Source organism: Mycobacterium sp. NGS50, from assembly GCF_059812545.1.
Genome location: NZ_JCALCW010000003.1, coordinates 1 through 22,727, shown reverse-complemented (window position 1 = coordinate 22,727; position 22,727 = coordinate 1). Strand labels below are relative to the sequence as shown.

Sequence of the window (22,727 nt, the reverse complement as noted above, 5' to 3'; positions counted from 1 at the left end):
TTCTTTCGAATTGGTCAGTCGATCAGCAAGGCTGGCACCAAACATTGACGCTGTCAACAGCCGATGGCTAGTGGGTGGCTGCCGGGGTGCTCAGCCGGGTCAGCTGGCGTTCCATCAGGGCGCGCAGCTCGTCGTGGCCGCGGGTGAGCCCGACCGCGTCCTCGTTGCACAGGCTGCGCGCGGTCTGTGCGATCAACATCGACACCGCGACCGGTGGGTAGTCGTCGAGGCTCACCCCGTTGGCGCGCAGCGCCACCGTGGCCGCGGCGGTCTCGATGTCACGCACCCGCTCGGCGTAGGCGCGCAGCTCGGACCGGATTGCTTTGCGGTGGTTGGCCAGCGCCATGAACTCGGCATTCAAGCTGGTCAGGCGGGTATCGCTGTTGATGGCCCACAGTGTGCGCAGCGGGTCGTCGTCGGTGAGGGCGGCCCGCATGCGCTCCAGGGCGGTCTCCGCGCCGGCCCGCAACACCTCCACGAACAGGTCGTCCATGGTGGGGAAGTAGTAGTAGACCAGCGCCTGCTTGACCCCGGCCTCGGTGGCGACTCGTCGCGAGGTCGCGGCGGCATAGCCCTCCTCCTGCATGATCCGGGCGGTGGCCTCGATGAGCCGGCGACGGGCATCGGAGTCGGTCGAGCGGGCCTTGCGCGGCGCGGCCATTCAGCGGCTCCCCGCGCGGCGATTGCTTGACCATCGGCGACGGCGCGTGGTAGGCATGGTGCATTCTAGCAATCTGATCGATCGATCAGCAATGAGAGGGTTGGTGCCCGGCCGGCACGGAGAGGACGACGATGCCCGATCTCGCGGCGGTGGACTATTTCTCCGATGAAGCCGTCACCCAGGACCCGTACGCCTACTACGAGTACCTGCGGGCGCAGGGTCCGGTGTTCGCCGAGCCGCACCACGGTGTGGTGGCCGTCACCGGGTATCAGGAGGTCCTGGCCGCCTTCAAGGATCACGACTCGTTCTCGGCGGTCAACGCGATCGGCGGGCCGTTTCCGCCGCTGCCGTTCGAGCCGGTCGGCGACGACATCACCGAGCTGATCGAGGCGCACCGGCACCAGTTCCCGATCTTCGAACACGTTGTCGTGATGGATCCGCCGGCGCACACGCGGGCCCGCTCGCTACTCAGTGGGCTGCTCACCCCCAAGCGGCTGAAGGAGAACGAGGAGTTCATCTGGCGGTTGACCGACACCCAACTCGATGAATTCATCGACCCCTCGGTTTTGCGAGGCCGTTGTGAGTTCCTGTTCGACTACGCCAAACCGTATGCGACCCTGGCCATCACCGACCTGCTCGGCGTTCCGGAGAACGAACGCGCCGAGTTCCGCAGCGCGCTGGGCGCCGGGCATCAGGCCGGGCAACACGTCGGATCCCTCGACGGAACGCCGGTTGGGCTCAATCCGCTGCATTACCTGGACAAGAAGTTCAGCGGCTACCTGACCGAGCGGCGGCTACGCCCCAGCGGGGACGTACTCAGCAGCCTGGCCACCGCCACCTACCCGGACGGCTCGACGCCGGAGTTGCTCGAAGTGGTGCGGCCGGCCACGTTCCTGTTCGGTGCCGGGCAGGAGACCGTCACCAAGCTGCTCGGCGCCGCGGTGCAGACCCTCGGCGACCGGCCCGAACTCCAGCAGACGTTGCGCGACAACCGGGCGCTGATCCCGGCGTTCATCGAGGAAGCACTGCGAATCCAGAGCCCCACCAAGATCGACTTCCGGCTCGCCCGCAAGACGACCACCCTGGGCGGGGTGCGTATCCAGGCCGGCACGGTGTTGATGCTGTGCCTGGGTGCGGCCAACCGGGATCCGCGCAAGTTCGACGATCCCGACAAGTTCCGGCTCGATCGCAAGAACGTGCGCGAGCACATCGCGTTCGGGCGCGGTATTCACACCTGCGCCGGCGCGCCGCTGGCCCGGGTGGAGGGGCGGATCACCGTGCACCGCATGCTGGACCGGATGCGCGACATCACGATCAGCGAGGCCCACCACGGCCCGGTCGGTGCCCGCCGCTACGCCTACGAGCCGACGTTTTTGTTGCGGGGGCTGACCGAACTGCACATCGAGTTCACGCCGGCCGGATGACGGGTTGTCAAGAAGCTTCTGAAAGGCTTCTGGGACGGTGACTGGTGCTGAGCGGATCGACCATTTGCGGAAATAGGGGTGCTCCTCGCAGCGGTCGGTAATCAGCGGCTGCAAAGGCCGCTGCTGCTGCCGATATCAACGCCAGGATGAGGGCCGGCTGACGGCTGGCGTCGTCAGGAAAGTCGACCAACAGCCAGACAAGAGTCACTGTGGTGACTACACCAAGACCGTCGGTCGCGCCGATGATCGAAACATCCGGCCTCATCAGGCCGAACTGTCCGCCGGTGATCGCGGTGGTCAGCGCACACACGGCCACGATCACACAGAGCGGAAAAGTGAGCAACTCCCACCCGCTGCGATCAGCGCCGTCAACACTGGTCCAGGGCATGAACAAGGCCACGATCATCGAGGTGCCTGCTGCGCCGCAGACCAGCCGTCGGAGCAATGTCGTCATCTTGTCCTCCCAACGTCGCAACTACGCATGACGATCCTTGTCGCCACACGCCGATGATCCCGATCACAGGTCGTGCTGTCGATTACCTCGAGGTAATCGAACCGCGAACCAGCTCCGGCTACAGTCAGTCCCGATGGTGACCACCAGCTCCGCCTCTCAAGTCGGGCCCCAACTGCGGGAGTGGCGGCAGCGGCGGCGGCTGACCCAGCTAGAGCTTGCGCTTGATGCAGGCGTATCGGCGCGCCATCTGAGTTTCGTCGAGACCGGCCGCTCCAAGCCCGGGCGGGACATGTTGCTGCGGGTAGGTGAGCGACTTGAGATACCGTTCCGCGAGCGCAACCAGTTGCTGCTCGCTGCTGGGTACGCTCCTGCATTCCCCGAGCATCCGTTCGGCGCACCCGAACTCGCCCCGGTCCGCGAGGCACTGGAGCGGATTCTGACAAGCCACGAGCCGTACCCGGCGATCGTGTTGGACCGCCACTTGCGTGTGGTCGCCGCCAACGCCGCCATACAGCCGCTCGTCGAGGGCATCGATCCCGAACTGCTGAACCCGCCGGTCGACATCTTGCGCGTCGCCCTGGCGATGATTCCCCGGATCATCAACGTCCGCGACGTGATGGCCTACTTTCGTGATCGGATTCAGCGCCAGCTCGCCGCCACCGCCGATGACCAGCTCGCGCATCTCCATAAGCAGTTTGAGAACTTCATGCCGCAGCTCGGCGAGCGCGACCCGGCCAGCGAATCCGCCTTCGCGCAGAGTCTCGGACCGGTCAGAGTCCGGGCGCCCGACGGTGGTGAGTGGTCGTTCTTCGGAATCTACGGCACGTTCGAAATGCCGTTCGAAGTCACGATTTCGGAACTGGCGATCGAATTGCTCTTTCCCGCTGATCACACGACTGCCGAAGCGTTTGAATCCCTTGCTCGCGATCGCGAAGTGCGCTAAAAGGACCCGAGGTCACATCCCGATGCGGATGTTCTTCACCTGTAGGAACTCGTACAGCCCGTCCAGCCCGCCGGTGCGGCCGAAGCCGCTGTGCTTGTAGCCGCCGTACGGACCCTGGGGAGCGATATCGCTGAAGGTGTTGACCCACACCGATCCCGCCTGCAACTGCCGCGCGACCCGGTGCGCGCGCTGCAGATCGCGGGTGTGCACGAACGCGTTCAGGCCGTAGCGGGTGCCGTTGGCCAGGGCGACCGCCTCGGCGTCGTCGCCGAACCGGATCAGCGACACCACCGGTCCGAACGTCTCGACCTGGGCCAGCTCCGAAGCATTGTCGACGTTGCCGAACACCGTCGGCTCAAGGTAAAAGCCCTGCGCGAGTTCACCGCCGAGGCGTCGACCACCGGTGAGCAACTCGCCGGCGCCGCTGCCGGTCGCTAACTCGATCACACCCAGGATGCGCTCCGCCGCGGCCTGACTGATGACCGGACCGAACGTCACCGTCGGATCCAACGGGTCGCCCACAGCCGCGGAACCCACGACAGCCAGGAACTTCTCGGTGAAGGCGTCGTACACCGACTCGTGCACCAGTAGCCGGCTGGCGCAGGCGCAGCTCTGCCCGGACTGCATCAGCGGACCCTGATGCGCGGACAGCATGGCGGCCGCGTCCAGGTCGGCGTCGGCGAACACGATGTTGGCCGACTTGCCACCGAGCTCGGTCACCACCGGGGTGAGATTGGTTGCCGCGGACTGCAACACGGTGCGCGCGGTGGCCTCGCCGCCGGTTAAGTGGATCTTGCCGATGCTGGGGTGGCGCACCAGCGCGTCGCCGCGCTCGGCCCCGGCCGGCACCACATTGACCAGCCCGGGCGGCAGACCGGCATCCAGACACAGCTCACCGAAGCGCAGCGCGGCCAGCGGCGCCAGCTCGGACGGCTTGAACACCACGGCGTTACCGGCCGCCAACGCCGGGGCCACGCAGGACCCGGCGACCACCAACGCTCCGTTCCAGGGTGCGATGACGCCGACGACCCCATACGGTTCCCGTTCGACCAGGTTCACGTCGAAGCAGCCATGAACCGGGGTGCTGGAGCCGTGCGGCTTGTCGACGTATCCGGCGAAATGGCGCAGGAACCGTTCCAGCAGAACGGCGTTGCCGGCGAACGACACCGGCACCGCGTAGTCCTGTACGTTCAGCACGGCGAGCTCGTCGAGGTGTTCGTGCACCACGTCGGCCAGATCCATCAGCAGGTCGCGGCGTCGGTCGACGGTCAGGGCGATCCACTCCCGTTGCGCCTGGGCGGCGGTAGCCACCGCACGGTCGATCTCCGCCGCCCCGGCCAGGGCGACGATCGCGTTGGGTTGACCGGTGGCCGGATAGATGTGGTCGTGACGGTCCGACGTCGTGATCCGCTCACCGCCGACCAGCAATCCCACCGGGGCGGCCGTCACGACGTTTCCTCGGCGGCCCATTCGGCCAGCACCCGCTCTTTCTGCTCGGCGATCACCTGGTTCAGGTGCGAGGCCTTGGCCCAGCCGTAGTAGGCGCCGAAATGCAGAGCCAGCTCATCCATTTCGTCGAAGGACACGTCGCGGCTCTTGAGCGCGGCGTAGACGTGGCTCAGGATCGGATACGGCGCATCCTGAAACGCGACGCATGCCACGGTCACCAGCCGTCGCTCCCGCATCCCCAGTCCCGGCCGCAGCCACATCTCACCGAAGACGAAGTTCAAGATGCCCGCCCCGGAATAGGGGTTGTCGCGCACCGGCACGTACGGCAGGCAGTTGACGTCCCGGAACGACTGCTCGCCGACGGCCAACCGGGCCTCCGGGTCGCTCGGTGTGGTCAACGGCAGCAGCGGCGGCGCCGGCGGCACGTCCTGGCCACGATCGTGGTGGATGCGTTCCCACTGCGCGTCGACGGCCATGTTGAACCGCGACGCTTTGGGCCAGCCGGCGTAGACCGCGAAATGCAGGACGGTCTCCTGTATTTCGGTGATCGTCAGATCGCCGGAATACAGTGCGGCGTACACGTGATCGGTCAGCGGTCCCTCGGCGTCGGCGGCCGCGACGCAGGGCAGCGCGATGAACCACCGGTCGCGTCGGCTCAACCCGGGTCGTTGCCATACCTGCCCGAACACGAAATCCAGCAGGGTCGCCGCGGCGGGTGTGCAGCCCGGCGCGGGCAGTGCCATCAGATCGGCGAAGGCTTGTGCCCCGCGGCGCGCCTCAGCGGAGGGTGACACCGGCATCCACCTTGAGTTCCAGCCCGGTCACGTGCCGGGATTCGTCGGAGACCAAGAACAGCACCGCGTTGCTGATGTCGACGGCCTCGGTCATCACGATCGGCAGCGCGTTGAGGAACAGCGGGGCCAGATCCGGTCGGGTCTCGGCGAGCAGCCCGTGCAGCGAATCCGGGCGCATCCCGGTCTCCACCCCGGTGGGGTGCACGGTGTTGACCCGGACGTTCACCGCGGCCAGCTCATTGGCCAGCGCCCGGCTCAACCCGACCACGCCGTGTTTGGACGCGGTGTAGGGCAGGTGCAGCGGCGTGCCCTTGAGCCCGGCGGCCGAACTGATGTTGACCAGGCTGCCGCCCCGCTCGACCAGATGCGGCAATGCCGCCGCGCAGGTGTTCCAGGTTCCGGTCAGGTTCACCTCGATGACGGTGCGCCACTGCTCGGCCGTGGTGGTGTCCCAGGTGCCGGCGGTGATGACTCCGGCGTTGGCGACCGCTGCGTCCAGGCCGCCCAACTGCGCGACGCCGTCGTTGACCGCGGCCGCCAACGCGTCGGCGTCGCGCACGTCGACGACTTCGGTGACCGCACGGCGGCCCTGCTGCTGCACCAGCCGGGCGGTCTCCGCGAGGTCTTCGGCTGCGGCCAACGGATATTCGATCTCCGGCAGCGACGCGCAGATGTCGACGAGGATCAGGTCGGCGCCCTCCTGCGCCAGCCGCACCGCGTGACTGCGGCCCATGCCGCGCGCGGCGCCGGTGACCAGAACCCGCTTCCCGGCAACCCGCCCGGTCATAGCTTGTTGCAGAAGCCGGCGTCGACCGGGAAGGTGACCCCGGTGACGTAGCGGGCGGCATCGGACACCAGGTAGGCGATCGCGGCGCTGATGTCCGCGGGTTCCAGCAGTTCGACCGGCATCGGGTTCTGCAGATGCGGTCCACCGTCGGGGTAATGCTCCAGGAACGCCGTCATCGCCGGATTGACGGCCATCATGGTGTTCACCGCGGTGGGGTGCACGGTGTTGACCCGAATGCTGTGCGGCGCCAACGCATTGGCCAGTGCGCGCATCAACCCGACGATCCCGTGCTTGGACGCCGCATAGCCCAGGCCGCCGCCCCGCTGGCCGCCGAAGCCCCGGATGCCCGCGGTCGAGCTGGTGAACACGATCGAGCCGCCGCGCCCTCCCGCGATGAGGTGGTCGATGGTGGCTTTGGCGGTGTGAAACGACCCCACCAGGTTGACGTCGACCACATCGGTCCACATCTGTAGGTCTTCTTCGTCGGTCAACTCCCGAAACGCCATCGCGGCGATCCCGGCGTTCGCGCAGGCGATATCGAGGCGGCCGAAGTGCTCGACCCCGGCGTCGACCGCCGCCTTGAGCGCACGGAAGTCGCGGACGTCGGCGACCGAGCCGAGCATCTTGCCGCCGACCTCCTCCACCAGGGCGATGGTTTCGTCGAGCTCGTCGCGGCTGGCCATCGGGTATCCGTTGGACGCGATATCGGCGCAGATATCCACCCCGATGATGTCGGCGCCGTCCGCGGCCAGCCGCACCGCATGGCTGCGGCCCTGCCCGCGCGCCACCCCGGTGATGAACGCGACCTTTCCGGACAAAGTACCCATCGACCCTCACTTCGTTGTGCGGCGGAAACCTGTAGTAACTGTGTTACCTCCGGTACGGTAACCTGGTTACTCGTCGACGGCAAGGGTTGGGATGATCGGTACTGCAGTTGTGACAACCGACGACCGACTGCTGGGTGTCGTCGTCGAGATCCTGGAGGCTGACGGCTACGACGCGGTGCAACTGCGCGAAGTCGCCCGTCGCGCACAGGTTTCGCTGTCCACCATCTACAAGCGGTACCCGACCCGCGACGAGCTGATTCTGGCCGCGCTGGAGTCCTGGATGGAGGACCACCGCTATTCGAGCGTCACCGTGCGGCCGCGCCGGCCGGGGGAGTCGGTCTACACCGCGCTGATGGCCGTGCTGCGCACCATCTTCGAGCCGTGGGAACGACACCCCGCGATGTTGACCGCCTACTTCCGGGCGCGGGCCGCGCCGGGCGGTCAGCGTCTGGTTCGCCGCGGCCTGGACGTGGTGGTCCCCGCCGCGTTGGGAGCGCTCGCCGACGTCGATGAACAGTTCATCGCCGACGTCGACGCCGTCGTCGCCAACCTGGTGTACGGGCTGTTGGGGCGCTTCGCCGTCGGAGAGGTCGCGATCACCGACATCGTGCCCACGCTGGACCGTGCGGTGTACTGGCTCACGACCGGCTACGAGGCGTCTGCCGACCGACAATCGGGCGACCGCTGACCAGAACGCGATCTCAACACAGACCAGCCGCCAGCTCGCGGGCTACTTGAACGCGTCCTTGATGTTCTCGCCGGCCTTCTTCAGATTCGCCTTGACTTGGTCCGCCTTGCCTTCGGCTTCGGTGTCCTTGTCGCCGGTCACCTTGCCCGCCTGCTCCTTGGCTTTGCCTGCGGCGTTCTCGACCGCGTTCTTGGCCTTGTCGGTGAGCCCCATGGAGATTGTCCTTTCTACGGCTACTGCACGGAATGGCGACGACCGGTGATGGCGAGGTAGGCGGCGATCAGCACCACCGCGACCACGATCCCGACCAGGAACGGGATGATCTCAAAGCCGCCGTTGGCATTGGAGTAGCCCACCTGGTAGGTCAGCCATGAGCCGACCAGCGAGCCCAGGGCGCCAAGCACCGTTGTCATGACGATGCCGATATCCTGCTTGCCCGGCATCACCAGCCGGGCAAGTGCTCCGACGATCAACCCGACCACGATCGCGCCGATGATGGTTCCGATCACTTTCGCTCCCTCGTTCGCTGCGCCGGGTGGCGCTGCGATACGGGTACCCCGACCGGTACGCGGGTAATCCGTCGAGCCCGATCAGCGCGGACGCGCGAATGCCCTCAGCGACTCGACCTGATCGGGATCCAGTGAGGGGCGCACACTTTGGCGGGCCGCGTCGACATCGGCGGCGGTGACGTCCGCGGCGTCCAGGGACCGCCGCATCGCGGTGAGTGCGGCCTCGCGCAACAGCGCCACGCAGTCCGCGGCGCTGTAGCCCGCCAGGTCGGCGGCCAGCGCGGCCAGATCCACATCACTGTGCAGCGGCACCGAGGCTCCGGCGGTACGCAGGATGGCGTGTCGCCCGTCGGCGTCGGGCGGTTCGACGAACACCAGCCGCTCCAGCCGGCCGGGCCGCAGCAACGCCGGATCGATCAGCTCGGGTCGGTTGGTCGCGCCGATCACCACCACGTCGCGCAACGGGTCGACGCCGTCGAGCTCGGTCAACAGCGCGGCGACCACCCGGTCGGTCACCCCGGAGTCGACGCTTTGGCCGCGCCGCGGTGCCAGCGCGTCGATCTCGTCGAGGAACACCAGCGACGGCGCCGAGTCGCGGGCACGCCGGAACAAATCGCGCACGGCACGCTCGCTGCTGCCCACCCATTTGTCCATCAGCTCAGCGCCTTTGACCGCGTGCACGCTGACCTTGCCGGAGCCGGCCAACGCCCGCACCACAAAGGTCTTGCCGCAACCGGGCGGTCCGTACAGCAGCACCCCGTGCGGCGGGTCGACGCCGAGGCGGCCGAAGGTGTCGGGATGCTGCAACGGCCACAGCACCGCCTCGGTCAACGCCTGCTTGGTCGCCGCCATGTCCCCGACGTCATCGAGGGTGACCGACCCGACCGAGACCTCCTCGGCGGCCGATCGGGACAGCGGCCGGATCACGCTCAGCGCACCGATCACGTCGTCTTGGGTCAGCACCGGCGGCTCGCCGTTGCCGCTGGCCCGCGCCGCCGCCCGCAACGCCGCCTCGCGGATCACCGCCGCAAGGTCCGCGACCACGAAACCCGGTGTGCGCTCCGCAATCTCGGTCACGTTGAGGTCATCGACGGGAACCGGCTTGAGCAGCGCATCCAGCAGTGCGGCGCGGGTGGCGCCGTCCGGCAGGCTCAACCCCAGCTGGCGGTCACACAGTTCGGGGGCCCGCAACCGCGCATCCAGCCGATCGGGCAGCGCGGAGGTCGCGATGAACGCGACACCCGCGGTGGCGACCGCGCCGCGCAGCTCGGCCAGGATCAGGGTGGCCACCGGCTCGGGATCGGCCGGCAGCAGCGCGTCGATATCGGCGATCAGCAGCACCCCGCCGCCCGCGCGCACGGCGGCGACGGCCGCGGCCACCGCGGCCAGCCGATCGTCGGCGGCCAGCGCCCCGACGTGCGGGCCGTCCAGCTCGATCAGCCGCCGGCCCGCGCACACCGCACGCACCAGGGTGGTCTTGCCGACGCCGGCGGGCCCCGACACCAGCACGCCCAGGTTGCTGCTCGCGCCCAGGGTGTGCAGCAACTCGGGTTCGTCCAGCGCCAGCTTGAGCCATTCGGTCAGCTTCCCGGCCTGGGCGGCGACGCCCGTGAGGTCCTCGACGGTGATCGACGTGGGCGTGGCGGGCTCGGGGGCCGGTGGTGCGCCGGCAGCCACCGCGCTGCCCCAGGTCACCAGCGAATTGGGTTGGACGCTGACCGGCCCGGCCGGGTCGACACCGGTCACCGTCAACAGTTCGGAGGTCCAGCTGATCCCCACCGCCGACGCCAGCGCCGCGGTGGCCGCCGACGTCGAGGTGCCCGGGCCCAGGTCGCGGGGCAGCAGCGACACCGCATCACCGACCGTCAGCACCTTGCCCAGCAGGGCCTGGCGCAGGGTGGCCGACGACACCGACTGGGTGGCCAGCGGGGAGCCGCTCAACGCCACCGACTTGGCGCCGTACACGGTGACCGCGGCGACGATCACCGCGGTACCGTCGCGCAGGCCGGCATTGGACAGCGTCACGTCGTCGAGCAGCACCACACCGGCCGGGGTGTCGCCGCCGGCGAGTCCTGCCACCGCCGTCGTGGTCCGCGACCCGGTCAGCGACACCGCGTCCCACTCCCGGATCCCCAGGGCGGCAATCGCTTCGGGGTGCAGCCGCACCACGCCGCGCCGCGTGTCGACGGCGGCGGTGTTCAATCGCGCGATCAGCGTCAGGTGTCGGGTGGTCTCGACAGCCCGGTGTTCCACGTGATATTCAGCAGAACCCATGCGGTCATTATTGACATACATCCGCACGCTGGCGTCGGTGTGCTGCGCAGTGGCGGTGCTGGCGGCCCCCGCGGCGCGGGCCGACGACACCAATCCGCTGGGCGCGCTGGTGGACGCGGCAGCCGAGCGGCTTCAGGTCGCCGACCCGGTGGCGGCGGCCAAATGGCAAGCGGGAGGCGCCATCGAGGACCCCGAACGCGTCCGCCAACAACTGAACGCGCTGTCGGCGGCCACCATCGGCAGCCACCTCGACCCCGACTATGTGACCCGGGTATTCACCGACCAGATCGCCGCCACCGAAGCAGTCGAGCACTATCGGTTCGCGCAGTGGAAGCTGGACCCGTCGGCCGCCCCGGCCACCGCGGCGGACCTGTCGGTGTCGCGCACCCGGATCGACAGCCTCAACCACGTCATGCTGGACCAGATCGGTTTGCAGTGGGCGCCGCTGCACGCACCGGGATGCGCCGCTGAACTCGACGAGGCGAAACGGGCCGTCAGCGACGCACGGCAGCTCGACGAGTTCTACCGGCAGGCGCTGTCGGCGGCGACGCAAGCCTATTGCGTCGGATAGCCCCGGTCAGGGTCCCGGCCGCCGCAGCCGCAGCCGCGCCATCGAGCGGCCGCTGGGTTTGCGCAACCCGAGTCGGGCCACCGAGCGGCGGTTGGGCTGCGCGCGGCGGATGGCGCGCCGGGTGGCGCGACGCTCTTTGGGGGCGTCGTCCCAGGCCTCGGGGTGCGTGGCAACCCAGTGGTGGCTGCGCATCGAGAACGGAATGGTGCCCAGGTACGCGACGATGCCCACCAGTACCAGGATGAACGGGTACAGGAACGCGGCGGCGGCCACCATCGCCAGGGCGGCCAGCAGCACCGCCGCCAGGTTCGGCGGCACCGACACGGCGTGCATCTTGCGCATCGGAATGCGGCTGACCACCAGCACCGAACAGGCCGCCAGCCAGGCGCACACGAACCACTCCGAGGTCCACCAGCCGTCGCCGAACTGCATCTTGGCGGCCAGCGGGCCGATCGCGAAGATCGCCCCCGCCGGGGCGGGCATGCCGACGAAGAATTCCCGGGTGTAGGCCGGCAGGCTGGCGTCGGCGAGCAGGGCGTTGAACCGGGCCAGCCGCAGCACGATGCACACCGCGTACAGCATCACCGCGATCCAGCCCGCCGGCGAGGGCGTCAGCACCGACAGGTACACCACCACCGCGGGCGCGACTCCGAAGTTGACCGCGTCGGCCAGCGAGTCGATCTCCTCGCCCATCCGCGACGACGCGTCGAGCATGCGGGCCACCCGGCCGTCCAGCCCGTCGAGGATCGCGGCGGCGGCAATCAGCGCCATCGCGATGTGCGGCTGATGATCCAGCGCGAACTTGATCGACGTCAGCCCGGCACAGATCGCCAGCACGGTCATCGAGCTGGGCAGGATGTGCAGACCGACGGCCCGCCGGGCGCGGTCCTGGACGGGTCCGCTCATGTCAGGTCGGCCAGCACGGTTTCACCGGCCAACGTCCGCTGGCCGAGGAGCACCTGCGGCTTGGTCCCGGCCGGCAGGTAGGTGTCCAGCCGGGAGCCGAACCGGATCAGCCCGTAGGTGTCGCCGATCGCCACGTAGTCCCCGGCGCGGACGTCGCAGACGATGCGCCGCGCCAGCAGCCCGGCGATCTGCACGGCGATCACCGTGTGACCCTCCGGGGTGCGGATCACGACGCTGTTGCGTTCGTTGTCGGCACTGGCCTCGGGCAGATCCGCCGACGCAAAACGGCCCGGCCGGTGCTCCACCGCGATCACCTCGCCGCCCACCGGGGCCCGCTGCACGTGCGCGTCCAACACCGACAGGAAAATGCTGACCCGCGGCAGCGGCTCCTCACCCAGGCCCAGCTCGGCCGGCGGCGCCGCCGATTCGATCAGGCAGACCACACCGTCGGCGGGCGCCACAACCGCCCCGGGCCGGATGGGCGGCACCCGGGGCGGGTGGCGGAAGAATCCGGCGCAGGCGCCGGCGGCCAGCAGCCCGGCCCGGCGCAGCCAGGGACGGTTGCGTCCGGCGGCCGCCACGGCCAGCCCGGCGGAGATGAACGGCAGCCCGGCCCGGTGCACCGGCGGGACCGACGAACGCACCAAACCCAGCAGCCGCTGCGTGGTTGTCAGGTCCGGGGAATCGGGACGGGGTCGTCTGGCCACCCGCCCATCTTACGAAGCGGCCGCGGCTACCCGGTCAGATCCCAGACTTGCAGCTCCGCGCCCGCGGGCAACTCCACCACGTCCTCGGGGATGTCGAGCAGGCAGTCCGAGGATGCCAGCCAGCGCAGATGGTGCGACGCCGGCGGCCCGTAGCTGGTGACGGTGCCGGCGGCGGCGTCCAGCAGACCGCGGCGGAACTGGCGCTTGCCCTGCGGCGAGGTCAACGGCTCGGCCAGGCGTGCGGTGCGGTGGGCGCGTTCGGGATGCGGTAGACCCATGGCGCGGCGCAGCGCCGGTCGGATGAACACCTCGAAGGACACCAGCGCCCCGACCGGGTTGCCCGGCAGCGTGATGATCGGGATGCCCGCCACCTGCCCGGTGCCCTGCGGCATGCCCGGCTGCATCGCCACCTTGACGAACTCCACCCCCCGATCGCCGGCGCGGCCGAACGCGTCCTTGACCACTTCGTAGGCGCCGGCGCTGACACCGCCGCTGGTGATGATCAGATCCGCGTCGGCCGCATGCCGATCCAACACCGCGGTGAACTCGTCGACGTCGTCGCTGACGGTGGCGCAGGCCACCACGGCGGCGCCCGCCTCGCGGACCGCGGCGGCCAGCATGACGGCGTTGGACTCGTAGATCTGGCCCGGCAGCAGCGGGGTGCCCGGGGCCACCAACTCGGTACCGGTGGACATCACCAGCACCCGCTGGCGGGGGATCACCGTCAGCTCGGCAATGCCCAGGGCCGCGGCCAGCCCGACGACCGCCGGAGCGACCAGGTGACCGGGGCGCAGCACGGTGGCGCCGGCGGCGACGTCGCCCCCGGCGGGGCGGATGTGGCGTCCGGACTGGGTGTTATCCCGGAACGTGACGGTGTCGGTGCCGCCGTCGGTGGCCTCGACCGGCACCACCGCGTCCGCCCCGGCCGGAATCGGGGCGCCGGTCATGATCCGGTGCGCGGTACCTGGCTGCAGTGTCGGGATGTCGGTGCGCCCGGCCGGAATGTCCTCGGCCACCGGCAGTGTCACCGGGTCTGTCGCGGTGGCGGCCGCTAGGTCCTCGGCGCGCACCGCGTAGCCGTCCATACCGGAGTTGTCGAAGATCGGCAGCGGCACCGCGGCCACCACTTCGGCGGCCAGCGCCAGACCCTCGGCCTGCGCCAACGGCACAGTGATCGGCGGGCGTGCGCTGATCAGGCCAGCGACGACGCGTTGATGCTCATCGACGGGGCGCATTCGGGCCTCTCCTCACACCGGGAAGTTGATGCCGGTCAGCTCTTCGGACACGGTCCACAGCCGCTGCTGTTGGTCCTCATCGTGGGACGCCTTGCTGGAGTGCACCAGCTTGGGGTGTCCGCGTTGCTCGCCGAGGCCATCGGGCCCGTAGTACTGGCCGCCGGTCACGCTCGGGTCGGTGGCGGCACGCAAGGTCGGCAATGCCCCCATCTGGGCGCTCTGGAAGACCAGCGGCGCCAGCAGCCGTTCGACCGGGCGCACGAACGCCGGCAGGTTGCGGGTCAGCTCGGTGTCTGAGCCGCCCGGGTGCGCGGCCACCGCGATGGTCGGCTTGCCATTGGCCGCCAGCCGGCGCTGCAGCTCGTAGGTGAACAGCAGGTTGGCCAGCTTGGCCTGTCCGTAGGCGGCGAACCGGTTGTAGCGGCGCTCCCATTGCAGATCATCGAACCGCATCGCGGGCGCCATCCGGTGCCCCACGCTGCTGACCGTGACCACTCGGGCGCCCTCGACGAACATGCGGTCCAGCAGCAGCCCGGTCAACGCGAAATGACCCAGATGGTTTGTGCCGAACTGCAACTCGAAGCCGTCGGCGGTGCTCTGCTTGGGGGTGAACATCACCCCCGCGTTGTTGATCAGCAGATCGATCCGGGGGTGCGCGCCGCGTAGCGCTTCGGCGGCCGCACGCACCGAGTCCAGCGAGCTCAGATCCAGCGACTGCACGCCGACCTCGGCCTGCGGGTTGGCCGCCCGGATCCGGGCGGCGGCATCGTTGCCCTTGTCGAGGTTGCGTACCGCCAGCACCACCCGGGCGCCGGCACCGGCCAGCGCCGCCGCGGTGTGGTAGCCCAGTCCGGTATTGGATCCGGTGATGACCGCGACGCGCCCGGTCTGATCCGGCACGTCGGCAGTGGTCCATTTCGCAGAGGAGCTCATGGCGTCAGACGATACTCAGCGCGGTGGCTGCGATGGGACCGGCGGCGGAGCCGGAACGACCGGGGACGCCGGGACGGCCGGCGGCTGCCAGTCCGCCTTCGGGTAGGCGTTCACGTTGTAATCCAGCTTGTATCCCGGCCCCTCCGGGCCCCCACACAAGTGCACGACGTATCCGCCGCCGTCGGTGGCGTCGTTGTGGAACTGGGACTGCCGCTCACAGGGGCGCCGGGTCCACTTCTCGTCGGACTCAATACCTTTGAAGCCCGCGTCGGTGAGCAGCTGCTCCGCCTGGTCGTAGGCGTCGGCGTTGACGCCGGTCACCGACAGATTCCAGACCTTGCCTCCGCTGGATCCCGGTATGTCGATGGACTTGCCCGTGACGGTGCCGGGTACCACCGGGATGTCAGCCGGGAAGCCGTCCGGCAGTGTCGCCGCACCCGCGCGTGGCGGCGCGGAGTCCGGAGTGCTCTCGGTGGCCGATGTTGGGGGTGCGCCGGTAGAGGCGTCGCGGTGGCTGCCGCATCCGGCCACGGCGAACGCCAGTACGCACGCGGTGGTCCCCAGTCGCCGAAGGATCATGTCTCAAGTCATACACGCGGCGTCAGGGGCGCAGCTCGCGGATCGCTGCGATGCGGGCCTGCAGCTGCTCGGAGGTGGCCGCGGCCACCGGCGGCCCGCCGCAGATCCGGCGCAGCTCGTTGTGAATCCAGCCGTGCGGCTTTCCGGTCCGGTGATGGGTCGCCGACACCAGCGCGTTGAGCTCGCGGCGCAGCTCCCGCAGCTGACCGTGCCTGGTGACCGGCACCGGTATTCCCGATTCGCCGACCGCTTTGGATCGGCGGTCCAGCTGGGCGTCCTGGCGCTGACGCAGCAGGTCGCGCATCTGGTTGGCGTCCAGCAGGCCCGGGATACCGAGGTAGTCGGCTTCCTCATCGCTACCGGCCGGGGTGGCGGTACCGAACGAGGCGCCGTCGAAGATCACCTGATCCAGCTCGGCGTCGGCGCCCAGCGACTCGAACGTGTTCTCCAGCTCCGAGGGTTCGTCGCGCTTGCGCTGCGCTTCCTCGAACTCGTCACCCATCGATTCCCGGTGCGGCTTGCCCAGCACGTGGTTGCGCTGCGCCTCCAGCTCGCTGGCCAGCTGCAGCAGCGAGGGCACCGATGGCAGAAAGATGCTGGCCGTCTCGCCGGGCTGCCGGGACCGGACGAACCGGCCGATGGCCTGGGCGAAGAACAGCGGTGTCGACGCGCTGGTGGCGTAGACGCCGACCGCCAACCGCGGCACGTCGACGCCCTCGGAGACCATCCGCACCGCCACCAGCCAGCGGCTGGTGGCCGCGGCGAACTGCGCGATCTTGTCCGACGCGCCCGTATCATCGGAGAGCACCACCGTGGGAGCCTCGCCGGTGAGGTTCGTCAGCAGCTTGGCGTAGGCGCGGGCCGCCTTCTGATCCGAGGCGATGATCATGCCGCCGGCGTCGGGCACATGCTGACGCTTCTGCTGCAGCCGTTTGTCGGCGGCAGCGATCACCGCTGGCATCCACTCCCCGGCCGGATCCAGGGCGGTGCGCCACGCCCGGGCGGTGTGCTCGGCGGTCAGCGGCTCGCCGAGGCGTGCCGAGTGCTCCTCGCCGGCGCTGTCGCGCCAGCGGGCTTCGCCCGAGTAGGCCATGAACACCACCGGGCGCACCACTCCGTCGGCCAACGCGTCGGTGTAGCCGTAGCTGTCGTCGGCCACCGATCGCAGGGCACCGGTGCCGTCGGGCTCGTAGCTGACGAACGGGATGGGGCTGTCGTCGCTGCGAAACGGCGTCCCGGTCAGCGCCAGCCGACGGGTGGCGTCGGAGAACGCTTCGCGGATTGCGTCGCCCCAGCTTTTGGCGTCGCCGCCGTGGTGGATCTCGTCGAAGATCACCAGGGTTTTCGCGTCCTCGGTGCGGACCCGGTGCCGGGTGGGGTGGCTGGCCACCTGGGCGTAGGTGACGACGACGCCGTGATACTCCGAGCTGGTCTGCGCGTCGGAGTTGCTGAACTTCGGGTCCAGGGCGATGCCGTGGCCGGCGGCCGCGGTCGCCCACTGCATTTTCAGATGCTCGGTGGGCACCACGATGGTGATCCGGTCCACGGTCCGATCGCCCAGCAGCTCGGCCACGATGCGCAACGCGAACGTCGTCTTGCCTGCGCCGGGGGTGGCGACCATCAGGAAATCGCGCGGTTTGGCGGTCAGGTAGCGCACCAGCGCCCGTCGTTGCCAGCCCCGCAAAGCCTGGGTGCTGGGCGCTGCATCAGCCCGCACCCGAGACTCCTCCCTGATCGAGATGCAGTCTAAGGCAAGGTCATCCGGCAGCGCATTTCCCCAGCGCGTGTTGCCGGTAGCATCGGTGCCGTGCAGAAGCTGGTCGGCGATGAACGTATCCGCGTCGAGCGGCTGCTGGACGCGCAGGCCAAGGCCGCTGAGCTGTTCGACACCATCGAACGGCGGGCCCTGGTGCGCCCCGGGGTCGGCGAGCGCGAGCTGTCCGACGAGATCCGCGACCTGGCCGCTGACATGTTCGGGTTGACCGAACACTGGCACAAGCGCATCGTGCGCGCCGGGGAAAACACCCTGCAGCCGTTCGCGGAGAACCCCCCGGATCGAATCATCGCCGCCGACGACATCGTGTTCTGCGACTTCGGCCCGATCTTCGAACAATGGGAGGCCGACTTCGGGCGGACCTTCGTACTCGGCGACGACCCGGACAAGATCGCGCTGCGCGACGCGCTGCCCCGGGTGTGGCAGGCCGGTCGCGACCACTTCGACACGCACCCGGCGATCACCGGCGCCGAACTCTACGACCACATGGTCGACCTGGCGCGAAGCGAGGGCTACGAGTTGGGCAGCCCGATCGCCGGACATCTGGTCGGCCAGTTCCCGCACAAGAAGATCTCCGGTGACGGCGCCCAGTGGTACGTGGCGCCGGGATCCGATCAGCCGATGCGCCGCCCGGACAGTTCCGGCCTGGCCTGCCACTGGATCCTCGAAGTCCACCTGGTCAACTCCGCTCGCGGCTTCGGCGGGTTCTACGAGGAACTGCTCGACCTGGGCTGAGCCCGGATCACCTGACCGGGAAGACCACCCCGGTCAGGTCCTCGGAGACGGTCCAGAGCCGACGCTGCCGCGCCGCGTCATGCGACTTGCGGCTGGATCGCACCACCTTGGGGTAGCCCCGGGTCTGTGCGAAGCCGTCGGGTCCGTAGTACTGCCCGCCTTGTGCCTGCGGGTCGCTGGCGGCCCGCAGCGTCGGCAGGGCACCCATGGCGGCGTTTTGGAACAGCGGTGCGATCACCGGGTAGGCGTTCGCCGCCCATCCGGGCAGGTGGCGCATCAGCTCGGTGTTGGAGCCGCCGGGGTGCGCGGCCGTGGCGATCGTCGTCCCGTGCGCAGCGAGCCGCCGTTGCAGTTCGTAGGTGAACAACAGGTTGGCCAGCTTGGCCTGCCCGTAGGCCTCGACCCGGTTGTAGCGGCGCTCCCAGTGCAGGTCGTCGAAGTGGATGTCGGCGCGGATGCGATGGCCGATGCTGCTGACCGTCACCACCCGCGAACCCGCGACCGGCAGCAGCCGATCCAGCAGCAGGCCGGTGAACGCGAAGTGGCCCAGGTGGTTGGTGCCGAACTGCAACTCGAAGCCGTCCTGGGTGGTCGACCTGGGCGGGTACATCACGCCGGCGTTGTTGATCAGCAGGTCGATGCGGTCGTGGTCGGCACCCAACTGCGCCGCGGCGGCGCGGATCGATTCCAGCGACGTCAGGTCGAGCTCCTGCAGCGCCACGCTGGCACCCGGGCTGCGTCGACTGATCAGGGTCGCGGCGTCCTTGCCCTTGTCGAGATTGCGCACCGCGAGAACCACGTGGGCGCCCCGGGCGGCGAGTGCGGCGGCGGTTTCATAGCCGAGGCCGGTGTTGGCTCCGGTGATCACGGCGACCCGACCGGTCTGGTCGGGAATGTCGGCGGTTGTCCATTTGGCCATCGGAAGGCTCCTGCGCGGTAGGGTAAACGGGGCGGACGCTCCGGTTGTTGAAACACTATACGGAACGCACGCCCCGTTTTGTCAACCGTGAGGGGATATTGGTGGCCCAGCCTGCCCGACCGTTGCGTGCGGACGCGGCGCGCAACCGAGCCCGCGTCCTCGAAGTCGCCTACGAGACCTTTGCGGCCGAGGGTCTGTCGGTGCCCATCGATGAGATCGCCCGCCGCGCCGGTGTCGGGGCCGGGACCGTCTACCGGCACTTCCCGACCAAGGAAGACCTGTTCGGGGCGGTGGTCGAGAGCAGGCTGCAGCACGTCATCGCCGACGGTCGCGCGCTGCTGGACGACCCCGGACCCGGCGAGGCGCTGTATACGTTTCTGCGGTCGATGGTGCTGGATTGGGGCGCCACCGATCAGGGCCTGGTCGACGCCCTCGGCGGGTTGGGGATCGACGTCGCGTCGGTCGCCCCCGACGCCGAAGACGCATTTCGTGGGCTTCTCGGCGAACTGCTGCTCGCCGCCCAGCACGCCGGTACGGTGCGCGCCGACGTCGACGTGCCCGAGATCAAGGCACTCCTGGTGGGCTGCCAGGCCATGCAGGGTTACGACAAGGCTCGGGCCGAACGGGTGACCGACGTCGTCATCGACGGTCTACGCCCGCGGCGATGACGACGGCCCACTCCTTGCACTCCCTATGGGCGAGTGCTAAAAATGACACTGGCACTCGCGACCAGTGAGTGCTAGGTCGGGACGGTGAGGCAGGGGCCGCATAGCGGAGCACACCCACAGCCGTCCGTCGCGGGCACTGCACCCGACCGACAAGACGTGCACCCCCTAACCGGAGGAATCACTTCGCAATGGCTAAGCAAATTGCGTATGACGAAGAGGCCCGTCGCGGCCTCGAGCGGGGCCTGAACGCCCTCGCCGACGCGGTCAAGGTGACGCTGGGCCCCAAGGGCCGCAACGTCGTCCTGGAGAAGAAGTGGGGCGCCCCCACGATCACCAACGATGGTGTGTCCATCGCCAAGGAGATCGAGCTGGAGGACCCCTACGAGAAGATCGGCGCCGAGCTGGTCAAAGAGGTCGCCAAGAAGACCGACGACGTCGCCGGTGACGGCACCACCACGGCCACCGTGCTGGCGCAGGCGCTGGTTCGTGAGGGCCTGCGCAACGTGGCCGCCGGCGCCAACCCGCTGGGTCTGAAGCGCGGCATCGAGAAGGCCGTCGAGAAGATCAGCGAGACCCTGCTGAAGGACGCCAAGGAGGTCGAGACCAAGGAGCAGATCGCGGCCACCGCCGGGATCTCCGCGGGCGACCAGTCGATCGGCGACCTGATCGCCGAGGCGATGGACAAGGTGGGCAACGAGGGTGTCATCACCGTCGAGGAGTCCAACACCTTCGGCCTGCAGCTGGAGCTCACCGAGGGTATGCGCTTCGACAAGGGCTACATCTCGGGCTACTTCGTGACCGACGCCGAGCGTCAGGAAGCCGTCCTGGAGGATCCCTACATCCTGCTGGTCAGCTCCAAGGTGTCCACCGTGAAGGACCTGCTGCCGCTCCTGGAGAAGGTCATCCAGGGTGGTAAGCCGCTGCTGATCATCGCCGAGGACGTCGAGGGCGAGGCCCTGTCCACGTTGGTCGTCAACAAGATCCGCGGCACCTTCAAGTCCGTGGCCGTCAAGGCTCCGGGCTTCGGTGACCGTCGCAAGGCGATGCTGCAGGACATGGCGATCCTGACCGGCGGCCAGGTCATCAGCGAAGAGGTCGGCCTCTCGCTGGAGACCGCTGACGTCGCGTTGCTGGGCAAGGCCCGCAAGGTCGTGGTGACCAAGGATGAGACCACCATCGTCGAGGGCGCTGGCGACAGCGATGCCATCGCCGGGCGGGTGGCCCAGATCCGCGCCGAGATCGAGAACAGCGACTCCGACTACGACCGCGAGAAGCTGCAGGAGCGGCTGGCCAAGCTGGCCGGCGGCGTTGCGGTGATCAAGGCCGGCGCCGCCACCGAGGTGGAGCTCAAGGAGCGCAAGCACCGCATCGAGGACGCGGTGCGCAACGCCAAGGCCGCCGTGGAGGAGGGCATCGTCGCCGGTGGTGGCGTGACCCTGCTGCAGGTCGCCCCGGCGCTCGACGAGCTCAAGCTCGACGGTGACGAGGCCACCGGTGCCAACATCGTCAAGGTGGCACTGGAGGCTCCGCTGAAGCAGATCGCCTTCAACGCTGGGCTGGAGCCCGGCGTGGTCGCCGAGAAGGTTCGCAACTCGCCTGCCGGTACCGGCCTGAACGCCGCCACCGGTGAGTACGAGGACCTGCTCAAGGCCGGCGTCGCCGACCCGGTCAAGGTCACCCGCTCGGCGCTGCAGAACGCGGCGTCCATCGCGGCGCTGTTCCTGACCACCGAGGCCGTTGTCGCCGACAAGCCGGAGAAGGCGGCCGCTCCGGCGGGCGACCCGACCGGTGGCATGGGCGGCATGGACTTCTAAGTCTGAGCGCGACGAGGCCCGGCTCCCCTGGTGGGGGCCGGGCCTTCGTCGTTTACGTTGACTCTGCGCCTACGGCGCAAAAGTGCGAGTGGTGTGCGCCGTGAGCGCAGGGTCAACGAGGAGGGTCATGGGCATCCGCACCCTGGTGCTCGGCGGGGCGCGGTCGGGAAAGTCGGCCTACGCCGAGGCGGCGCTGGCGGCCGAATCGGAGGTGACCTACCTGGCCACCGGCGGAGTTCGCCCCGGCGACGCGGAATGGGCTGAGCGGATCCGGCAGCATCAGGTGCGCCGTCCGGCGGCGTGGCGAACGGTCGAAACCACTGACGCTGCAGCACAATTGCGGTCCGCGACGACTCCGCTGCTGCTGGATTGTCTGGGCACCTGGCTGACCGCCCGGATGGATCTGCACCGGGTGTGGGACGGCGGCTCGCTGGACGGCGTGCACGCCGATATCGACGAGCTGGTGGCGGCCTGGCGGGCCTGCCCGGTACGGGCCGTCGCGGTCAGCAACGAGGTGGGCAGCGGGGTGGTACCAGCTACTGCCTCCGGGCGGCTGTTTCGTGATCTGCTCGGTCAGTTGAACATGCGCATGGCCGCTGACAGCGACTCGGTGGTTCTGATGGTCGCCGGCCTGCCGCTGCGGCTGCGCGGATAACGTGGCGGGTAGGCGAACCCCCGAAAGGACCCAGCGTGATGAAATCCTCTGCACAGTTGTGGCGCACCGCGATCGTCTTGGCCTGTGTCGGCGTGCTGGGTGGCGCCGCGGTGACGCGGCCGGCCGACGCCGCCCCCGATCAGTGCACGGCCGCCGGGTTGGCGACCACCGCCAGCGGCGTGCTCAGCGGGGCCGGCGGATACCTGGGCAGCCATCCGGAAGCCAACGACGTGCTGACCAGCGCGGTGCAGCAGTCGCCGGCGGAGGCCCGCGCGTCGGTGCGGGGCTACTTCGCCGGCCATGTCGGCGAACTGATGGACCTGCAACACATCGCGCAGCCGCTGAGCGACCTGCGCAACCAATGCGGCGTCGCGGTGTCGCCGGGTCAACTGGCCACCCTGTTCGACGCGCTATCGGGCTA

24 protein-coding genes and 1 pseudogene are annotated in these 22,727 nt (G+C 69.1%); 9 read left to right on the top strand and 16 right to left on the bottom strand.

The window, feature by feature from the left end:
* Positions 1–67 precede the first annotated feature (67 nt).
* Complete coding sequence (locus tag AC5Y36_RS03130; protein ID WP_500039395.1) at positions 68–661, bottom strand: TetR/AcrR family transcriptional regulator; 594 nt, start codon at positions 659–661, stop codon at positions 68–70.
* A gap of 131 nt (positions 662–792) precedes the next feature.
* On the opposite strand from AC5Y36_RS03130, the gene AC5Y36_RS03125 reads away from it, so the two are divergent.
* On the top strand, positions 793–2,085 hold the full coding sequence (locus AC5Y36_RS03125) for a cytochrome P450 (RefSeq protein ID WP_500039394.1): 1,293 nt from the start codon (positions 793–795) through the stop codon (positions 2,083–2,085).
* A gap of 7 nt (positions 2,086–2,092) precedes the next feature.
* Here the strand turns inward: AC5Y36_RS03125 and AC5Y36_RS03120 are convergent, their stop codons facing one another.
* The gene (locus AC5Y36_RS03120) at positions 2,093–2,539 is read right to left on the bottom strand and encodes a hypothetical protein (RefSeq protein WP_500039393.1); all 447 of its coding nucleotides are present in this window, start codon (positions 2,537–2,539) and stop codon (positions 2,093–2,095) included.
* A gap of 133 nt (positions 2,540–2,672) precedes the next feature.
* Here AC5Y36_RS03120 and AC5Y36_RS03115 point away from each other — a divergent pair, with 133 nt between their 5' ends.
* A complete protein-coding gene (locus AC5Y36_RS03115) occupies positions 2,673–3,482 on the top strand; it encodes a helix-turn-helix domain-containing protein (protein ID WP_500039392.1) in 810 nt (269 codons plus the stop codon).
* A 12-nt stretch (positions 3,483–3,494) separates the two neighbouring features.
* Here the strand turns inward: AC5Y36_RS03115 and AC5Y36_RS03110 are convergent, their stop codons facing one another.
* The 4 genes from AC5Y36_RS03110 to AC5Y36_RS03095 are packed head-to-tail and all read right to left on the bottom strand — an operon-like array spanning position 3,495 to position 7,339.
* Positions 3,495–4,952 (bottom strand): aldehyde dehydrogenase family protein, encoded by a 1,458-nt coding sequence (locus AC5Y36_RS03110; RefSeq protein ID WP_500039391.1) that lies wholly within the window; start codon positions 4,950–4,952, stop codon positions 3,495–3,497.
* The gene (locus tag AC5Y36_RS03105) at positions 4,928–5,731 is read right to left on the bottom strand and encodes a carboxymuconolactone decarboxylase family protein (RefSeq protein WP_500039390.1); all 804 of its coding nucleotides are present in this window, start codon (positions 5,729–5,731) and stop codon (positions 4,928–4,930) included. The genes AC5Y36_RS03110 and AC5Y36_RS03105 overlap by 25 nt, the downstream gene beginning before the upstream one ends.
* Positions 5,709–6,512, bottom strand: coding sequence for a mycofactocin-coupled SDR family oxidoreductase (locus tag AC5Y36_RS03100; RefSeq protein WP_500039389.1), 804 nt, complete (start codon positions 6,510–6,512; stop codon positions 5,709–5,711). Before AC5Y36_RS03100 ends, AC5Y36_RS03105 begins: the two co-directional genes overlap by 23 nt.
* Positions 6,509–7,339 carry a mycofactocin-coupled SDR family oxidoreductase gene (locus tag AC5Y36_RS03095; RefSeq protein ID WP_500039388.1) on the bottom strand — a complete coding sequence of 277 codons (831 nt, stop codon included), beginning with the start codon at positions 7,337–7,339 and terminating at the stop codon, positions 6,509–6,511. The genes AC5Y36_RS03100 and AC5Y36_RS03095 overlap by 4 nt, the downstream gene beginning before the upstream one ends.
* Before the next feature lie 91 nt (positions 7,340–7,430).
* On the opposite strand from AC5Y36_RS03095, the gene AC5Y36_RS03090 reads away from it, so the two are divergent.
* On the top strand, positions 7,431–8,027 hold the full coding sequence (locus AC5Y36_RS03090) for a TetR/AcrR family transcriptional regulator (RefSeq protein WP_500039387.1): 597 nt from the start codon (positions 7,431–7,433) through the stop codon (positions 8,025–8,027).
* Positions 8,028–8,069: 42 nt separating this feature from the next.
* Here the strand turns inward: AC5Y36_RS03090 and AC5Y36_RS03085 are convergent, their stop codons facing one another.
* The 3 genes from AC5Y36_RS03085 to AC5Y36_RS03075 form a co-directional block, all read right to left on the bottom strand.
* Positions 8,070–8,240: a CsbD family protein gene (locus AC5Y36_RS03085; RefSeq protein WP_500039386.1), complete on the bottom strand. Its 171-nt coding sequence runs from the start codon at positions 8,238–8,240 to the stop codon at positions 8,070–8,072.
* Between the two features lie 20 nt (positions 8,241–8,260).
* Positions 8,261–8,536 carry a GlsB/YeaQ/YmgE family stress response membrane protein gene (locus AC5Y36_RS03080; protein ID WP_500039385.1) on the bottom strand — a complete coding sequence of 92 codons (276 nt, stop codon included), beginning with the start codon at positions 8,534–8,536 and terminating at the stop codon, positions 8,261–8,263.
* Positions 8,537–8,617: 81 nt separating this feature from the next.
* Positions 8,618–10,810: an AAA family ATPase gene (locus AC5Y36_RS03075; RefSeq protein ID WP_500039384.1), complete on the bottom strand. Its 2,193-nt coding sequence runs from the start codon at positions 10,808–10,810 to the stop codon at positions 8,618–8,620.
* Here AC5Y36_RS03075 and AC5Y36_RS03070 point away from each other — a divergent pair.
* Complete coding sequence (locus AC5Y36_RS03070; RefSeq protein ID WP_500039383.1) at positions 10,809–11,381, top strand: chorismate mutase; 573 nt, start codon at positions 10,809–10,811, stop codon at positions 11,379–11,381. The genes AC5Y36_RS03075 and AC5Y36_RS03070 overlap by 2 nt on opposite strands.
* Before the next feature lie 6 nt (positions 11,382–11,387).
* On the opposite strand, the gene pssA is transcribed toward AC5Y36_RS03070, so the two are convergent.
* From pssA to AC5Y36_RS03040, 6 genes are read right to left on the bottom strand one after another with little or no spacing between them, the layout of a single operon-like run.
* Complete coding sequence (gene pssA / locus AC5Y36_RS03065; RefSeq protein ID WP_500039382.1) at positions 11,388–12,287, bottom strand: CDP-diacylglycerol--serine O-phosphatidyltransferase; 900 nt, start codon at positions 12,285–12,287, stop codon at positions 11,388–11,390.
* Positions 12,284–12,994 (bottom strand): phosphatidylserine decarboxylase, encoded by a 711-nt coding sequence (locus AC5Y36_RS03060; RefSeq protein WP_500039381.1) that lies wholly within the window; start codon positions 12,992–12,994, stop codon positions 12,284–12,286. Before AC5Y36_RS03060 ends, pssA begins: the two co-directional genes overlap by 4 nt.
* 26 nt (positions 12,995–13,020) lie before the next feature.
* Positions 13,021–14,229, bottom strand: coding sequence for a molybdopterin molybdotransferase MoeA (gene moeA, locus AC5Y36_RS03055; protein ID WP_500039380.1), 1,209 nt, complete (start codon positions 14,227–14,229; stop codon positions 13,021–13,023).
* 12 nt (positions 14,230–14,241) lie between these two features.
* A complete protein-coding gene (locus AC5Y36_RS03050; protein ID WP_500039379.1) occupies positions 14,242–15,162 on the bottom strand; it encodes an SDR family NAD(P)-dependent oxidoreductase in 921 nt (306 codons plus the stop codon).
* A gap of 15 nt (positions 15,163–15,177) precedes the next feature.
* Positions 15,178–15,741, bottom strand: a complete 564-nt coding sequence (locus AC5Y36_RS03045) for a hypothetical protein (protein WP_500039378.1) — start codon at positions 15,739–15,741, stop codon at positions 15,178–15,180.
* A 22-nt stretch (positions 15,742–15,763) separates the two neighbouring features.
* Positions 15,764–17,458, bottom strand: a complete 1,695-nt coding sequence (locus AC5Y36_RS03040) for a DEAD/DEAH box helicase (RefSeq protein WP_500039377.1) — start codon at positions 17,456–17,458, stop codon at positions 15,764–15,766.
* A 99-nt stretch (positions 17,459–17,557) separates the two neighbouring features.
* Between AC5Y36_RS03040 and AC5Y36_RS03035 the strand changes: the two genes are divergently transcribed.
* Positions 17,558–18,250, top strand: coding sequence for a M24 family metallopeptidase (locus AC5Y36_RS03035; RefSeq protein ID WP_500039556.1), 693 nt, complete (start codon positions 17,558–17,560; stop codon positions 18,248–18,250).
* Positions 18,251–18,257: 7 nt separating this feature from the next.
* Here the strand turns inward: AC5Y36_RS03035 and AC5Y36_RS03030 are convergent, their stop codons facing one another.
* On the bottom strand, positions 18,258–19,169 hold the full coding sequence (locus tag AC5Y36_RS03030) for an SDR family NAD(P)-dependent oxidoreductase (protein ID WP_500039376.1): 912 nt from the start codon (positions 19,167–19,169) through the stop codon (positions 18,258–18,260).
* Between the two features lie 101 nt (positions 19,170–19,270).
* Here AC5Y36_RS03030 and AC5Y36_RS03025 point away from each other — a divergent pair, with 101 nt between their 5' ends.
* The 4 genes and pseudogenes from AC5Y36_RS03025 to AC5Y36_RS03010 all read left to right on the top strand — a co-directional run.
* The gene (locus AC5Y36_RS03025) at positions 19,271–19,837 is read left to right on the top strand and encodes a TetR/AcrR family transcriptional regulator (protein ID WP_500039375.1); all 567 of its coding nucleotides are present in this window, start codon (positions 19,271–19,273) and stop codon (positions 19,835–19,837) included.
* 188 nt (positions 19,838–20,025) lie between these two features.
* Entirely contained in the window at positions 20,026–21,651 is a 1,626-nt protein-coding gene (gene groL, locus AC5Y36_RS03020; RefSeq protein WP_500039374.1) for a chaperonin GroEL, read from the top strand.
* Positions 21,652–21,784: 133 nt separating this feature from the next.
* Positions 21,785–22,306 (top strand): annotated as a pseudogene (gene cobU / locus AC5Y36_RS03015) (bifunctional adenosylcobinamide kinase/adenosylcobinamide-phosphate guanylyltransferase); the annotation flags it as partial.
* Positions 22,307–22,344: 38 nt separating this feature from the next.
* A partial coding sequence (locus AC5Y36_RS03010; RefSeq protein WP_500039373.1) for a heme-binding protein occupies positions 22,345–22,727 on the top strand: 383 nt, incomplete at its 3' end.

Excerpts from the sequence above, each read along its gene's own strand:
- AC5Y36_RS03115 (WP_500039392.1), top strand. The coding sequence starts at position 2,673 with ATGGTGACCACCAGCTCCGCCTCTCAAGTCGGGCCCCAACTGCGGGAG.
- AC5Y36_RS03095 (WP_500039388.1), bottom strand. The coding sequence starts at position 7,339 with ATGGGTACTTTGTCCGGAAAGGTCGCGTTCATCACCGGGGTGGCGCGC.
- AC5Y36_RS03070 (WP_500039383.1), top strand. The coding sequence starts at position 10,809 with ATGCGGTCATTATTGACATACATCCGCACGCTGGCGTCGGTGTGCTGC.
- AC5Y36_RS03050 (WP_500039379.1), bottom strand. The coding sequence starts at position 15,162 with ATGAGCTCCTCTGCGAAATGGACCACTGCCGACGTGCCGGATCAGACC.
- AC5Y36_RS03075 (WP_500039384.1), bottom strand. The coding sequence starts at position 10,810 with ATGGGTTCTGCTGAATATCACGTGGAACACCGGGCTGTCGAGACCACC.
- AC5Y36_RS03110 (WP_500039391.1), bottom strand. The coding sequence starts at position 4,952 with ATGGGCCGCCGAGGAAACGTCGTGACGGCCGCCCCGGTGGGATTGCTG.
- AC5Y36_RS03105 (WP_500039390.1), bottom strand. The coding sequence starts at position 5,731 with ATGCCGGTGTCACCCTCCGCTGAGGCGCGCCGCGGGGCACAAGCCTTC.
- AC5Y36_RS03045 (WP_500039378.1), bottom strand. The coding sequence starts at position 15,741 with ATGATCCTTCGGCGACTGGGGACCACCGCGTGCGTACTGGCGTTCGCC.
- AC5Y36_RS03125 (WP_500039394.1), top strand. The coding sequence starts at position 793 with ATGCCCGATCTCGCGGCGGTGGACTATTTCTCCGATGAAGCCGTCACC.
- AC5Y36_RS03120 (WP_500039393.1), bottom strand. The coding sequence starts at position 2,539 with ATGACGACATTGCTCCGACGGCTGGTCTGCGGCGCAGCAGGCACCTCG.
- AC5Y36_RS03090 (WP_500039387.1), top strand. The coding sequence starts at position 7,431 with ATGATCGGTACTGCAGTTGTGACAACCGACGACCGACTGCTGGGTGTC.
- AC5Y36_RS03130 (WP_500039395.1), bottom strand. The coding sequence starts at position 661 with ATGGCCGCGCCGCGCAAGGCCCGCTCGACCGACTCCGATGCCCGTCGC.
- moeA (WP_500039380.1), bottom strand. The coding sequence starts at position 14,229 with ATGCGCCCCGTCGATGAGCATCAACGCGTCGTCGCTGGCCTGATCAGC.
- groL (WP_500039374.1), top strand. The coding sequence starts at position 20,026 with ATGGCTAAGCAAATTGCGTATGACGAAGAGGCCCGTCGCGGCCTCGAG.
- pssA (WP_500039382.1), bottom strand. The coding sequence starts at position 12,287 with ATGAGCGGACCCGTCCAGGACCGCGCCCGGCGGGCCGTCGGTCTGCAC.
- AC5Y36_RS03085 (WP_500039386.1), bottom strand. The coding sequence starts at position 8,240 with ATGGGGCTCACCGACAAGGCCAAGAACGCGGTCGAGAACGCCGCAGGC.
- AC5Y36_RS03100 (WP_500039389.1), bottom strand. The coding sequence starts at position 6,512 with ATGACCGGGCGGGTTGCCGGGAAGCGGGTTCTGGTCACCGGCGCCGCG.
- AC5Y36_RS03030 (WP_500039376.1), bottom strand. The coding sequence starts at position 19,169 with ATGGCCAAATGGACAACCGCCGACATTCCCGACCAGACCGGTCGGGTC.